The sequence below is a fragment of the Saccharothrix deserti genome (genome assembly GCF_009769385.1).
Classification (GTDB): domain Bacteria; phylum Actinomycetota; class Actinomycetes; order Mycobacteriales; family Pseudonocardiaceae; genus Actinosynnema; species Actinosynnema deserti.
In genome coordinates this window covers 12,800-27,462 of the sequence record NZ_VKAB01000030.1, presented here as the reverse complement: position 1 = coordinate 27,462, position 14,663 = coordinate 12,800, and the positions used below count along the sequence as shown (strand labels likewise).

The window sequence follows — 14,663 nt, the reverse complement described above, 5'->3', positions numbered from 1 at the left end:
ACGCCGGAGCGCCGACATCCCCATGTGGTGGTGGATGTCGGCGCTCCGGGCTGATGTCGTTCCAGTGATGCCACCGGGCCGGCGCGATCAGACGTCCGTGAGGTCCGCCGGCTCGACGGGCTTGGCGGGCTTGGCGGGCTTGGCCGAGGGACGGTGGCGGACCATGAAGACCGCCAGCAGGCTGCCGAGCAGGACCGCACCCGCGGCCACGGCGAGAGTGGGCCTGGTCGCCGCGATGAAACCCTCGCCGAACGCCTCGTGCACCAGTCGTGAGAAGTCGGCCGCCACGTCCGGCGGCAGACCGTCCGGCACCACGACGCCACCGCGCTGACCGGTGCCCAGTTGCAGCCCTCGTCCGGCGGCCTCGTCGAACCCGGTGACGAACCGCTCCCGCGCGCCCTCCGGCAACTCGCCCGCCCGTGCGGCCGCCTGTTCCCGCAGCGAGGACACCAGCCGGTTCTGCAGCGCGGCGCCGATCACGGCCGCGCCGAGCGCCGAGCCGACCTGTCGCGCGGTGTTCAGCACGCCCGAGGCCGCGCCCGCCCGTTCCGGCGCGATACCGCGCATCGCCTCCGTGGTGGCCGGCGCCAGCGCCAGGCCCATGCCGACGCCGACCAGCACCATCGGCCCGAAGAACGTGCCGAACGTCGCGTCGGTGTCGGGCACGAAGCCGACGCCCAGGACGCCCAACCCGAACACCGCGAAGCCGATGACCAGCAGCGCCCGCCCGCCGACCCGGTCGGCCAGCCTGCCGCCGACCGGGGCGAGGGCGCTCAGCGCGATCGTCCACGGCAGCGCCGTCAGGCCCGACTCCAGCGGGCTCATGCCCAGCAGGGTCTGGCTCTCGATGACGTAGACCAGCAACAGCCCGTAGACCGCGAAGGACGACAGCAGCGTGACGGCGGTGGCGATGGTGTAGTTCCGGTCGCGGAACAGCTCCATCGGCAGCAGCGGCGCGGACTGCCGCCGTTCCCACAGCACGAACGCCACCGCCAGCACGGCGCTCACCACGAACACCGCCGGGATGCTGATCGGGCCGGCGATCGTGCCCCACCCGTGCCGCTCACCCTCGACGAGCGCGTAGATCAGGCCGAGCAACGCGCCCGTCGCGAGCACCACGCCGACGATGTCGAAGCTGCGCGGCCTGGCGGTGCGCAGGTCCGGCACGAGCCGGAAGGCCAGCACGACGCCCGCCACGCCGAACGGCACGTTCAGGTAGAAGACCGACTGCCAGCCCAGTTCCGTGATCAGCAGACCGCCCACCGTCGGGCCGCTCACCGCGGCGACGCCCGCCACCGCGGTGAAGATCCCGAACGCCGCGCCGCGCCGCTCCGCCGGGAAGATCGCGGTGATCAGCACCAGTGCCTGCGGCACCAGCGCGGCCGCGCCGATACCCTGCAGGACCCGTGACGCGATCAGCACCCCCGGCGTCCAGGACAGTCCGCAGAGGACTGATGCGGTGGTGAACACGACCAGGCCCGCGATGAACACCGTGCGCGGGCCCAGCAGGTCGCCGACCCGGCCGAAGATGACGAGCAGCGACGCCAGCGCCAGCAGGTAGCCGTTGAGCACCCACAGCACCTCGTCGATGCCCGCGTCGATGCCGGCCATGATGTCCGGCGCGGCCGTGTTGACGATCGTGGTGTCCAACAGGATCAGGAAGTTCGCCAGGCACAGCACCACCAGCGCCCGCCACGGATTCCTGGTGCCGGTGACGTTCTCGGCGCGGGTCACGCTCACGCCTCCGAGGCGCGGTCGATCCGGTGGGTCAGGCTCGCCATCCGCCGGGCCGCCGTGAAGCTCGCCCACGACGTCAGCTCGACCAGCGACCGGTCGTCCCGGTGGAACCCGGCGATCACCGCGTCGTCCACCTGGTAGGAGGCGAGCGCGGTCAGCAGCGCGAGTCGCGCCGCGGGTCGGTCACCCGGCCGCAGCGCGGCGATCGCCTCCTCGGCCCAGCCGCGCGAGATGCCCTTCGGTTCGCCGTCCCACGCGGCCACGTACGCCGCGACGTGGTCGCGCACGTCCGCGGGCAGCACGCGCGCGCCGGCCCGGTCGAACGCGGCCGCGACCCGGCCCAGCGAGTCGGCGATGACCGGGCCGGTCGCCGTCCACTCCAGGTCGGCGGGCAACTCGGCCGCCGGCAGCAGGCGCAGCGACGTCCCGGGGGTGTGGTTGCTCCGCGCGGTCGCGCCCATGAACCGGCCGAGGAACCGGCTCGCCACCGCGGGCGCGTTGGCGGGCAGCGGCGAGTCGTCGAGGTAGAGGTTCACCATGCGGTTGAGGTAGTGGAACGCGGTCGCGGTGCCGAGCAGTTCGGGCAGGTGTTCGGCGGGGAACGGCAGGGTGTCGCCCGACCGGTCCGCCCACGCCCCGATCGCGGTGTGCCGGGCCTCGGCGCCCAGTCCGGTCAGCGTGGCGGTGTGCACCTCGACGCAGTACGGGCAGGTGTTGGATCGCGACACCGCCGCGGCGACCGCCTCCTTGGCGGCCCGGTCGACCAGGCCGTCGGCGATCAGCGTCTCACGCAGCAGCGACCAGGCCGCCGCCAGCGGCTCGGGCGCGGGGGAGTGCAGGGCGATCGGAGGCGCCAGCATGCCGAAGTCGGCCTCGACGTCGGCGTAGACGTCGGCCACCCGACCGGTCGCCTGGCTGGGGTGGACGGGTGAGACGTGCCGGATCCGGGCCAGCGACCGGCGCAGCGCCGATCGGACGAGTCTTCCCATGAGGACTCCTCGGGTAGCGTTGCGCGGTCGGTTTTGACGCAACTGTCCAGTTGGGCGAATGCATCGACGCACGTACGACGGCCGGAACTGTTCGACAGTTGACGTCCAACGGCGGGGAGGCGCCCCCCGGTGATCCTGGCGCTGCCGGACTGGGCGACCGCACACCCGAGGGGAACCCGTCGCGACGGGACGAGACGCGCCCACCTGGCGAACGCGTCTCGTCGTGTCCTCCCGCTGTCCGTGAAGCCGATGGCGCGTACCGGGGTCAGTCCCGGGCCAGGCTGCGGACCTGGGCGGCGACGCCCTTGCGGCCGTTGGTCTCACCGTCGGGCGACGGCGCGCCGTAGGTGACGTCGACGCCGCGCTCCCGCAGCGCCTGGACGATGCCCGGCATCGCGCGCTCGGCGAGCGCGGCGATGGTGAGCGCCGGGTTGACCGTCAGCGCGCCCGGCACCGCCGAGCCGTCGGTGACGAAGATGCCGGGGTGGCCGCGCAGCTCGTGCCGGTCGTCCAGCGCCGACGTGGCCGGGTCGTCGCCGATCCGGCACGACGCCAACGGGTGGACCGTGTACGCGCCGACCACGTCGTTGGTCCACGGCATGACCTTCGACAGGCCGTCCTTCTCCATGATCCGCTTGACCTCGGCGTCGGACTGCTCCCAGCCGAACAGGGTGTTCGCCGTCGGGCGGTAGGTGATCGGGCCGCGGCCGAGCATCTGCTGGGAGATGCGGTAGGCGTTGCCGGTCGGCGGGGGAGTGCCGAACACGCCCTCGTTGTCGTCCTCGGTCATCGAGAAGATGGTCAGCCACGACTGCCACTGCTCGACGAGCTCCTTCTTCTCCGTGCCGAACCACGTCGGGCCGGTGGCGTCGGGCACCTGGGCCAGGATGGTGCCGAAGCCCGGCGGGAAGTACAGCTGCTCCAGGGAGAACCGCGAGTGCTCGGGCAGCGAGCCGTCGAGGTCGTCCCAGCTGGCCACGACCGGGCCCTTGCCGATCTGGTTGGCGGCGTAGGACAGGCCGTCCTCGCGGCTCAGGCCGAGCAGGTCGCGGGCCTTGTCCTCGTCGATGACCGCGGTGTTGAGCCGTTCGCCGTTGCCGGAGAAGTACTTGCCGACCGCGTCCGGCATCTCGCCGAGGGTGTCCGCGGACCGCTGCAGGATCACCGGCGTGGCGCCCGCGCCCGCCGCCAGGATGACGATCTTGGCATCGATCTGGCCGCTGTCGACGGCGACCCGGTAGTCCACGTCGTGGATCACGTTGTAGCTGACCCGGTAGCCGCCGTCCTCCGTGCGGACCAGCTTCTGCACCTCGTGCATCGGCCGGATCTGGGCACCGTTGGCGACGGCCGCGGGCAGGTAGTTCAGCAGCAGCGACCGCTTGGCGTCGAACCGGCACCCGGCCATCATCCAGTTGCAGTTGGTGCACAGGGCCTTGTCGATGGCGACCGGCACGGGGTTGGCCGTGCGGCCCGCGTGGTTGCACGCCGCGGCGAACAGCCCGCCCGCGTAGCTGACGTCGTTCCAGTCCTGTTTGGTCACCGGCAGCGCTTCGCTGACCTTGTCGTACCACGGGTCGAGGGTGTCGCGGCTGATCGCGCCGGGCCACATCCGCCTGCCGATGCCGCCCTTGCGCTCGAACACGAACCGCGGCGCGCGCGGCATCGCGGCGAAGTACACGACGCTGCCGCCGCCCACGCAGTTGCCGCCCAGCAGGCTCATCCCGTCACCGACGACGAAGTCGAAGATGCGGGTGTAGGACGAGCCGAGCAGGAAGTCGTGCTCGAAGTCCTTGCCCTCCAACCACGGACCTCGTTCCAGCACGACGACCTTCGCGCCGCCGGCGGCGAGGTGGTAGGCGGCGATGGCACCGCCGAACCCGCTGCCGACGATGAGGACGTCGGTGCTCTCGGTACTTGTCATTCGGGACTCCCTGAAGGCGTCGTGTGCGGGTGCAGAGCAGACAGTTGTCTGCGGTAGGAGTAGGCGGGGAACCGCCAGAGGCCGTCGGCGTCCGGGTTGGCGAACTTCATGGCGGTCAAGCCGGGGTGGCCCGCGGCGATCGCCTCGTGCGTCGGCATGTGGGCGCCCGTGTCGAAGGCCATGTTGCTGAACAGCGCGAGCGCCACCCAGCCGTCCTTCTCCGGGTGTCCCGGCGCGACCAGCCTGGCGACCAGGTTCGTGCGGTCCTCGAAGGGCAACGAGACGAACGGCGGCACGGAGCCGTCGAGCTCGACACCACGTTCGCGCGCGTACTCGCGCGCGTGGTTGTCGAGCATGTTCATCAGGCTCTCCAAACCCTCGGCCACCCCGGCCGCGGGTGTCAGCAGCAATGCCACGGCGCCGGCGACCACCGCACCGTCACCGGCCGCGGCTCCCGCTATCGCGCGGTCGTCCGGTGAGCGCTTCTCACCCGGCACGATCGTGTCCGCGAACGCCTCCAGCGTCATTGTGTGATTGTCCGGTAGCACGGCGTGCTCCTCCTGTCGTCGGCGTGAAAAAGGGAGCCGAACGAGGCCCGGTGCACCGGGTGTCGATCCGGGGAAAAAACCAGAAGTCCTGTTCGGTTCCGGTTGATCTCATGGTCCGGTCATGGACGTTGATCGTGCATCTTCCTGATTGCCGTCCTACCCGGCGAACTGGGGCGTACGTTCGCGTCCGGTGGGCCGGTCGCGCTATCGCCGCCACGGCTGAATGACGCAACTCCGGCCCGGTCCGCCGGTGACGACTAACGCGCGGGTCGATTAACCGGATCGCACTGGGGTGCGGTCATCAATGGTGGTCGAGCCTGGCGGCAGGTGGCGCGCAGGACGACCCGATGGGCCGCCGTCCACAATATGAGGGGGTCTCGACCTGCGTATGGTAACCAAACCGGGACAGTCGGTAATGTAACTAGGGGGGTACGTTCGCAAGATCGCGAATCGGTCTTCTTATTGATCATCCGGGCGCGTCGGATGTTTCATCGTCGCACCTTGCGCGGGCTGTTCGGTCCCTGGTACTTTGCAAAAATTCGGGGGAATGCGGAGCGGATTGGGGAGACGTCGGCGGCAGGGCCGAGTTGGGCACAACGCAGGGTCGACCTTGGTGCGCGTTCTGTGTGCATTCCGTTAGTGATCGGGTGTGATTCAGTGACACATGGTTCTCTGCTATATGGGGGTTGTAGTGGAAGATGTCATAGAACGGGCGGTCACCAGAGTCATCGATTATATGCATGAAAACATCGGTGAACAATTCACCATTGATGACATGGCGCGTACCGCGATGTACAGCAAGTTCCACTTCTCACGAGCGTTCCAGCGGGTCACCGGGATCTCGCCCGGCCGGTTCCTGTCCGCCATCCGACTGCAAGAGGCCAAGAGGTTGCTGGTGTGCACCTCCTTGACCGTCACCGACATCAGCCACCGCGTGGGCTACACCAGCGTCGGCACCTTCAGTTCGAGGTTCCGCAGCAGTGTCGGTGTCTCGCCGACGACCTACCGCCAGCTCGGCGGGTTCGCCCCGCAGATCCCGATGGCGGCCAAGTACTCCGTGGAGACGCGCACGTCGTCGCTGCAAGGAGAGATTCTGGCGCCCCACGGCGGTGCGCCGGGTCTGATCTTCATAGGTCTGTTCCCCGACCGGATTCCTCAGGGCGCGCCCATCCGCTGCACGGTCATGCAGCGGCCGGGGCCCTATGTGCTGACATCGGTTCCGCCGGGTACCTGGCACGTCCTGGCCCACTCCGTCGCACTCGGCCGAGAGGCGGTGCTGAGTGGCGGGCCATTCGCCTCGGACCAGGCGCTCGCGGTCGCGTCCCACGGACCGGTGACGGTCCGGGCCGGTGTTCCGGTAAAGCACGTCGACTTGCGGCTCCGCTCGTTGCGCGTGTTGGACCCGCCGGTTCTGCTGGCGCTGCTCGACGTTCGCATGGTCGCGGTGAGCGCGAACGCCGCGAGCTGATCCGACGCGCGTTGCCGAAGGGGCCTGTCATCCGTTACCGGGTGGCGGGCCTTTCGCCTGTCACGAAAGGAAGAGCGATCCGGCGGACGCGGACGGCTGGTCCGCCGTGATCCCCGGTCCGGCCGCCGAAGTCGCCGAACCGTCGAACCGTCGAACCGGGACGAAAGCCCACGTCCTCGCCGGCATCGGATTGCCGAAGTCGTCCGGCCGGACGGTGAGAACCACTCGGCCCGGTGGCCGAAGCCACCGGGCCGGAGGAAGCCGTCGATCAGGCGGCGGTGTGCACTGTCATCGGCAGGCCACCCCGCACCCGCAGGGACAGCATCGGCTCGGGCACGACCTCGTAACCCGGGACCGTCCGCAGGTCCAGCTCGCGGGCGATCATGGCGATGGTGAACGTCGCCTCCAGCATCCCGAGGTTGTTGCCGACGCAGAACCGGGGTCCGGCGCCGAACGGGATGTAGGCGTACCGGGGCCTGCCGTGGTTGGCGCCCGGGTCGAAGCGCTCCGGGTCGAACCGGTCCGGCCGGTCCCAGAACGCCGGGTGCCGGTGCAGGGTGTACGGGCAGATCAGCACGTCCGCGCCCTTGGGCACGTGATACCCGCCGACCTCGTCGTCCTCCTGCGCCGCCCGCGGCAGGATCCACACGGGCGGGAACAGCCGCATGACCTCCTCGACGACCATCGAGGTGTAGCGCAGCCGGTGCAGGTCCTCGTACACCGGCGCCCGGTCGCCGAGCACGGCCCGCACCTCGCTGCGGACCCGCTCGGCCACCTCCGGGTGCCCGTTGAGCAGGTGGAACGTCCACCCCAGCGTGCTGGCGGTCGTCTCGTGCCCGGCGAGCATCAACGTGATCAGCTCGTCGTGCAGCCGCCGGTCGCCGACCGCCGGGTCCTCCTCCTCGCGGATGGAGACGAGCATCCTCGACAGCACGTCGTCGCCGTCGGTGGCGCCGCCCGCGTCACGCCGCGCCGCCAACTCCTCGACGATCCGGCGGAGGTCCTTGCGGGCCCGCCGGAACCGCAGCTGGTGCGGCAGCGGCACCCACATCGGCACCGCGCTCATCGTGACCATCTCGAACATGGCCTGGTCCTGCACGGCTTCGAACGAGTGACCGATGGACTCGAACTCCGACAGGTCCTCCGACAGCAGGGTCCGGCCGAGCACGTCGAGGGTGAGGCCGGTCATCTCGTCCATGAGGTTGATCGGCTCACCGCCCGCGTGGGAGCGGAGCCGGTCGACGAGCCCGGCCGCCGCGTGGACGACCGAGTCCGCCTGCCGGGCGATCCGCCTGTGCTGGAACGCGGGCTGCGTCGCCTTGCGCTGCTTGCGCCACAGCTCGCCCTCGCTGGTGAGCAGCCCGTCGCCGATGGCGCGACGGGCGTGCACCAGGCCGATCCCCTTGTGGTAGTTGGCCGCGTTGTCGGCCAACACGTGCTTCGCGTGGTCCGGGTGGTTGAAGAAGTACAGCGTCTTCGGGCCGATCGCCATCCGGACCGCGTCGCCGTACCGGTCCGCGGCCGACGTCATCAGCCCGAGCCGGTCCCCGGCCAGCTTCCTGAGCAGGCTCAGCGTCGCGGTGCGCGGGGGCCCGGGTGGCGTCCGCCGGACGCCGGACGCGATCCCGGTCATGTCCGCACGACCTCGCTCGCCTTCGGCGCGCCGTTGCGCACCGCGTCCACGGTGGACGTCTCCTCCGGCGTGGGCGCCAAGGCCGCCTGCGCCTTCTGCTGCGCCTCGTACTCCCGGCGGGACCGGTCGACGATGTGCAGCGCCCACAGGAACCCGCCGCGGATCAGGCAGACGATCGCCGTGGCGAAGAAGATGCCGTACGGGATGCTCATGCCCATCAGCACGCCGTACACCGCCGCCACGCCACCGCCGAACGCGATCTGCGACACCGGTCGCGACGGGCTCGTGCCGGGGTCGGTGACCATGTAGTTGGTGAACAGCACGAACGCGACGCCGGTCATCATGCCCAGACCCGCCAGGATGGACGTGTCCAGCAGGATGCCGCGGACGACCGCCTGGAGGACGAACCCGACCAGCCAGGCCATGATCAGCCACAGCCTGCCGGTCAGCATGCCGTTGAGCATGGTGCCCGCCGTGACGATGATGACCGGGATCAGCCAGTCGACGAACGTGCCGACGTGCTCGGTGAAGTGGTAGGGCGGCGCGATGGACGCCCACGGGAACACCAGCAGGATCATCGCGATGCCGAAGTTCGACGGGTTCATGAAGTGCCGCAGCCGGCCGCGCACCGGCGCCCGCAGCACCCACTTCGCCCCGACGGCCAGGGTGACGCCGAAGACCAGCGCCCACACGTTGTCGTTGACGTAGATCAGCATGTTCATCGCGAGGCTGGTGATGTGCGCGGGGAGGAGGAACTCCATCAGCCCCCGGGGACCGTTGCCGGCGAACCGCGGCGGCCGGCCCTCCTGCCGCGCCGAGACCATCTCCAGGAAGATCTCGACCGCGTAGCCGGTGGCCAGCGCGATGAACGGCCAGACCCACGGCTGCTCGAAACCGAGGACCGTGTAGCCGATGATGTTGAACACCGAGATCGAGATCGCGAACCGGCGCAGCGCCGTGATGACTTTCGGGTCGTGACGCGGCGGGCTTGGTTTCGTGTCGGCCATGTCCGTCACCTCTCCTTGGCCTGGGTGCCGAGCCGCAGGTCGTGCCAGCCCGAGCTGAGTTTGAGGTCCTGCTCGCGGACCGCGCCGGTCCGGTCACGCCACTCGATGTGCACCGACAGCGGTCCGGACGCCTTCTCGCCCAGGCCGACGTGCACCTCGTGGCTGCGCTTGCCGGAGTGCCCGCTGCCGCCGTCGACCCGGCTGATGACCTCGCGGCCCGACGGGGTCGTGACGGTCACCTGCGCGCCGATCACCGGCGAGCCGGCGCCTTCGGTCTGCTCGGCGTCGTCGTGGGTCAGCCGCAGGCCGAGGAAGCCGTTGCCCGACTTGCCCTCGTTGCGGTAGAACACCGGGTCCTCCCACTGGCGCGAGATCGCCATGTCGAGCAGGCCGTCGCCGTCGGCGTCACCGGTGGCGATGCCGCGGGTGGGCACCGGGATGTCCAACCCCAGGACGTGCGACAGGTTGTCGTAGAAGCCCTCGGAGTTCTTGGCGTAGAAGGCGAACCGCTGGCTGCCACCGACGTCGTCGCCGGAGGTCACCACCGGCCACCACACCGGGTTGGACAGCAGGGCGTCGTTGGCGGTGGCCAATTCCTGCAACTGGGGCCACCGGTTCACGTCGCCCTTGACGAAGCCGGTCGCCTGCGCGATCTCCGGCTCACCGCTGTTGTCGAAGTCCGCGATCTTGACGTCCCAGCCCCAGCCCGACCAGGCCAGCTGCAGCGGCGCGCTCTCGTCCCGCCAGGGCGCGACGCCCTCGCCGAGCTTGGCCTTGAGGTCGGCCTGGTCCGCCGCGGTGCTCATGAAGGCGAAGTGGCTTTCCTCGATGCCGAACGACGTGGTGATGTTGCTGACGTACATGTCGTAGAGGCCGTCGCCGTTGAGGTCGCCGAAGTCGACGCCCATGCCCTTGAACGAGTCGACGCCGACGTTCTTCGACTTCGGGATCAACCCCGACCGGACCCCCTCGACGAACGCGAACTCGAGCTTGCCCGGCGTGGAACGGTTGTGCAGCAAGCGGTCCGGGCCGAAGTCGTGCGCCAGGTACAGCTCGGGCAGCAGGTCGCCGTCGATGTCGTTGGAGCTCGACGCGAGCACCCAGCCCTTGGAGGCGTCGCTCGGAATGGCGTCGTCGTGCCGCTGGTAGTCGGCCGTCGGCCGATCGCCGCTCGTGGCGCCGGTGAAGGTGAAGATGTAGTCCTCACCGCCGTTGAGCGCGAACGACATCGAGGCGTTCATCTCCACGCCGGTGTCCTTGCTCGGGTCGAGCACCGGGCCGTGCGGGAAGTAGTTGCCGATGTAGATGTCGTCGTGCCCGTCGCCGTCGAAGTCGGCGACGGTGGCGGAGTTGGAGTTCCACTGCGGACCGGAGTACGTGCCGCCGCTCGCACCGGGCACCAGCTCGGTGGCCTGGTACGTGTCGTCGGTCAGGCCCTTCGCGCTCTCCTTGGCCAGGTGCAGGATCGGCGTGCGGCCCCACAGGTAGACCAGCAGGTCGGTTCGGCCGTCCTCGTTGAAGTCGCCGGGCACGCAGCCCATCGGCGCCATCACGTCGTTCATCGGCAGCGAGCCGGAGGTCAGCGCGAACGGCTCGTAGCGCGGCGTGCCGTCGTCCGGCGTGGGGGTGATGACGACCTGGTCGGTGCGGACGTCGACGAAGCACAGGTCGTTGGCCAGCCCGTCGCCGTCGAGGTCGTTCATCGCGATCGCCGAGCCGACCGAGGAGATCCACGCGTCGATGTGGCTGTAGTCCTGGTTGACCTTTCGGATCGCCTGCTGGGTGTAGCCGCCGGGGAGCGCGATGGTCTGGGGTGCGAAGGAGAAGCCGGAGGCGAGCCGCTGCTTCTCGGCGGCCGACGACTCGGGCAGGCGGGCGACCAGGAAGGTCGCCGCGACCAGCACGAGCGCGATGATCCCCGGTAGCTGCCTGCGCAGCCACCCAGTTGTGGCGGTCACGAGCTGACTCCTTCCTGGTGGACGAATCGCGCGGTGATGCTCTGCCGCCACGTCTCGAACGCGGGCACGTCGCCGTCGACGATCGGCGGCGCCGGGCGCAGGTCCTGGGTGAGCTGGGCGGCGGGTTCGGGTTCGAGGTCGCAGAAGACGCGGGTGGCGAGCGCGGTGTGCGGCACGTGCAAGCCGGCCTTGACACGCGCCTCGGCGGCGAACGCGCCGGCCTGGGCGACCAGGCCGGCGTGCTGCCCCGCTCGGTCGCGGAACAGCCGCAACTCGTCCTCGGTCACGCCGCCGGCGTAGGTCGCGGCCAGCCCCGCACCGCTGTAGAGGTCACCGCGCCGGTGCCGGGGAAACTTGTCGATCATGTCCGCGACGACCTGCGGATCCGTGCCGCCGACGAACCACATGGCGCGGCCGATGCCCTGGTCCAGCGCGTTGGCGGTGTAGCCGCGCGGCCCTTCGGCGGGCCACGGGAAGTTCTCGTCGACGCCCTGGCCGTGCACGTACTTGTCGGTCTTGAAGTACGCCTGGTGGAAGCCGTAGCCGTCGAGCACGAGCCACCGCAGCAGCGGATCGGTCCGCGCGCTCGACGGCCAGCGGAACCGGGGCAGCCGGGCCATCGCCCAGCCGATGCCGACGTAGACCATGTAGACGTGGTCCGCGGCCCGGCCCCGGAGGAAGTCGGCGACGTGGTGGCGGTGCCCGAACGGCATGCCGTCGAGCACCGCGAACCCCATGCCCGCGCCTTCGTAGGCGAATCCCTTGAAACGCGTCGGCAGTTCTTCGAGACGTTCTTCGGCATCTTGCGGGTGGCGTGCCTCGACGGCGTACGCGTACCCGGTCAGGAACATCCGCCCGACGGTCTCCAACAATTCTTTCGCCGCTTGGTCCTTTACGTGGAAGCCGCGGGTCTCGAGTAATGTCTCGGACATGTCCGGGGTTAGTATTCGCCGCCGCAAGGCGCGTATTGCATTCACTCGTCCCCCGCCGTCGTGGTAGTCGCCGAATATGCGGTCGGCCAAATGGTGGCAGGGAGTGGGAGGTGGCGGCTACTTCAGTTGTGCGCACCGGATCGTGCGGTCGAACGAATTGGGGTGATCAAGCGGGCAGATTGTTCCGGACTGTGGTGAAATGCGCACGAATCCGTTGGCGCCACCGCTCGTAGTCCGGTACCGGGCCGTCGTCGTCGGACCTGACCGCGGTGCGGTCGGCGAGATCCGAGGCGGCGTCGTGGGTCATACCGGTAAGCGCCTCCAGAGCGGAGGCGCTGTGCTCGGGAACGAACCCCGCATTGATGCGCGCCTTCATCGCGAAAACCGAACCCAACGCGAGCTCGGCGTGGTGCGCGTCGGCGGCGCCTGGGAGCGTTGCCAATTCGGCGGCCGTGCCGCCGCCCGCGAACGTGGCGGCCAGGCCGACGCCGCTCCACAGGTCGCCCTGCCGCGCCGGGTCGAACCGGCGCACCGCCGCGACCACTTCGGCCACCTGGGCGCCGTGGATGAACCACAGCGCCCGGCCGATGCCCTGGTCGACGGCGCGGGGGAAGTAGTCCGGGCGGCCCTGCCACGGGTAGGGCGCGGGCACCCGCTGCTCGTCCACCCACTTGCGGGTGTGGAAGTAGGCCAGGTCGAACCCGTAGCCGTCGACCGCGAGCCACGTCATCGTGGGGTGGTACGGCGAGTGGGACAGGTCGGGCACCACCTTGCGCCAGAGCCCGCGGGGCAGGTGGTTCATGGCGAACCCGATGCCGATGTAGGCCGGCAGCAGGTGGTCCGCGCCCGGCCCGTTCAGCAGGTCGCGGGTGCGCGTGCCGCGGCCCATCGCGTCGCGGATGGTGTAGGCCATCGCCGCGCCCTCGTAGGCGAAACCGCGCAACTCGGGCTCGACGAGCCCGAGCCTGCGCTCCACCTCCCACTGGTCGCGGGAGTCGATGCCCCACTCGAACCCGCAGATCACGGACTGCGGGATGGCCTCCAGTCGTGGGGCGTACTCGGACGACGCGCCGGGAAAGCCGCGCGCGCCGAACGTCACCTCCTTCAGCGAAGGAGCCATCGCAAGCCTGCGCAGCGATCCCAGCGTCGTGGACATGTCGTGCGAACCCCCAGAACTCCAACAGGTCAGGCCCAGGGCGCGATCGGGTACCACGGGATGATCTCCCGCCGCGCCAGCAGCCGGACGTCCCAGTACAGGAAGGTGAAGACGCCGGCGACGATCAGCGCGACGGCGGTGATGGTGGCGATGCGCGTCGGTGTGGCGGTCAGCCACCGCTGCAACCGGCTGCCGCCGAGGTAGGCCAGCGCCAGGAACAGCACGGCCATGATCACGATGTTGCCCACCGACTGGAGCACGAACGCGGCGGCCCCGTACAGCGGGTTGCCGCTCTCCGCGGCGTCCCGGAACATCTGCCGGAACAGGCCGAACGGGCGGCCGATGAGGAACCCGCCGATGAGCACGCCCATGAACACCATGGGCGCGTTGGGCCGGCGCCGGGAGATCCGGGCGAACGGGTCGCGCACCACGCCCAGGGCGGCCAGGCCCATGTAGATCATGATCAGGCCGATGATCCCGAACGTGACCATGGACTGGATGCTGCGGCCGCTGAGCGTGCCCGGCTGCGACGCGGCGGTGGCGAACTGCGGCATCCGGGTGCCGACGAACCCGACCAGCACGCCGTAGAGCGCGGACACCGCGATCATCCCGACCGACAGCCAGCCCAGCGGCTTGAGCGTGTTGCCCAGCCTCGCCCAGCGGGAGCCGGAGCTGCCGAGCATCGGGGCGACCGCGCCGAACGCGGCGATGTTGCAGGCCGTGAAGGTGCCGGCGATGCCGCTGACGAAGGCGAACGCGATGCCCGCCGCGATGCCGGCGATCGGCGTCTCCTTGACGTTGTGGCCGAGCAGGGTGTTGGCCACGTTGTCGCCGATCACGGAGTCCACGAAGTGCGCGGACCAGATCGACGTGAGCACGAAGCCGCCCAGCGCGCTGAGCAGGATGATGAGCCCGCGCCTGCGCGGGAAGCTGTCGGTGACGAAGGTCGACGTCGCGACCGAGGTGAATCCTGCCGACGTCTGCGTGGGTGACTGGTTCGCGCCGGTGCGCGTCATGGGTTCTCCTCGGCCGGGGCAATCGGGGCTATTCAGCGTCCTCTTTGACGCGCGGGCCAACCAAGCATCCAGTGCCGAACTGGGGTTTCCTTCTTCTGGGCTGCGCAGTTCCCCTGTTGGACGCGCGGGGCTCTCCGGTGCCCGCGTTGGTCCGACCGGGCGACGCCGGGCCGCCGATTCCAGGAAAGGCGATCACGGTGTTATGGAATGCTTCGATATCGGATGACGCCGTTATGGAATAACTGGAGTCGAGGGCGCACAATCGGAGAAGCAATGCCGGACGCGCTCCGGCAGTCTC

11 protein-coding genes are annotated in these 14,663 nt (G+C 69.8%); 1 reads left to right on the top strand and 10 read right to left on the bottom strand.

Annotated features, from left to right (window positions below):
* Positions 1-87: 87 nt before the first annotated feature.
* From FM051_RS36140 to FM051_RS36125, 4 genes are all read right to left on the bottom strand, one after another.
* On the bottom strand, positions 88-1,734 hold the full coding sequence (locus FM051_RS36140; RefSeq protein WP_158851267.1) for a DHA2 family efflux MFS transporter permease subunit: 1,647 nt from the start codon (positions 1,732-1,734) through the stop codon (positions 88-90).
* 2 nt (positions 1,735-1,736) lie between these two features.
* The gene (locus FM051_RS36135) at positions 1,737-2,726 is read right to left on the bottom strand and encodes a carboxymuconolactone decarboxylase family protein (protein ID WP_158851265.1); all 990 of its coding nucleotides are present in this window, start codon (positions 2,724-2,726) and stop codon (positions 1,737-1,739) included.
* A 265-nt stretch (positions 2,727-2,991) separates the two neighbouring features.
* A complete protein-coding gene (locus tag FM051_RS36130; RefSeq protein ID WP_158851263.1) occupies positions 2,992-4,647 on the bottom strand; it encodes a GMC family oxidoreductase N-terminal domain-containing protein in 1,656 nt (551 codons plus the stop codon).
* Entirely contained in the window at positions 4,644-5,174 is a 531-nt protein-coding gene (locus tag FM051_RS36125; RefSeq protein ID WP_158851261.1) for a DUF5987 family protein, read from the bottom strand. The genes FM051_RS36130 and FM051_RS36125 overlap by 4 nt, the downstream gene beginning before the upstream one ends.
* A 757-nt stretch (positions 5,175-5,931) precedes the next feature.
* Between FM051_RS36125 and FM051_RS36120 the strand changes: the two genes are divergently transcribed.
* Complete coding sequence (locus tag FM051_RS36120; protein ID WP_202919196.1) at positions 5,932-6,663, top strand: helix-turn-helix transcriptional regulator; 732 nt, start codon at positions 5,932-5,934, stop codon at positions 6,661-6,663.
* A 268-nt stretch (positions 6,664-6,931) separates the two neighbouring features.
* On the opposite strand, the gene FM051_RS36115 is transcribed toward FM051_RS36120, so the two are convergent.
* The 6 genes from FM051_RS36115 to FM051_RS36090 all read right to left on the bottom strand — a co-directional run bounded on the left by FM051_RS36115 (position 6,932) and on the right by FM051_RS36090 (position 14,365).
* Complete coding sequence (locus FM051_RS36115; protein ID WP_158851257.1) at positions 6,932-8,296, bottom strand: cytochrome P450; 1,365 nt, start codon at positions 8,294-8,296, stop codon at positions 6,932-6,934.
* On the bottom strand, positions 8,293-9,303 hold the full coding sequence (locus tag FM051_RS36110; RefSeq protein ID WP_158851255.1) for an enediyne biosynthesis protein: 1,011 nt from the start codon (positions 9,301-9,303) through the stop codon (positions 8,293-8,295). Before FM051_RS36110 ends, FM051_RS36115 begins: the two co-directional genes overlap by 4 nt.
* Positions 9,304-9,308: 5 nt before the next feature.
* Positions 9,309-11,261 (bottom strand): CRTAC1 family protein, encoded by a 1,953-nt coding sequence (locus FM051_RS36105; protein WP_158851253.1) that lies wholly within the window; start codon positions 11,259-11,261, stop codon positions 9,309-9,311.
* Positions 11,258-12,193, bottom strand: coding sequence for a DUF1702 family protein (locus FM051_RS36100; RefSeq protein WP_238412899.1), 936 nt, complete (start codon positions 12,191-12,193; stop codon positions 11,258-11,260). Before FM051_RS36100 ends, FM051_RS36105 begins: the two co-directional genes overlap by 4 nt.
* Positions 12,194-12,359: 166 nt before the next feature.
* Positions 12,360-13,349, bottom strand: coding sequence for a DUF1702 family protein (locus FM051_RS36095; protein WP_158851251.1), 990 nt, complete (start codon positions 13,347-13,349; stop codon positions 12,360-12,362).
* A gap of 29 nt (positions 13,350-13,378) precedes the next feature.
* On the bottom strand, positions 13,379-14,365 hold the full coding sequence (locus FM051_RS36090) for a hypothetical protein (RefSeq protein ID WP_158851249.1): 987 nt from the start codon (positions 14,363-14,365) through the stop codon (positions 13,379-13,381).
* Positions 14,366-14,663: the final 298 nt, after the last annotated feature.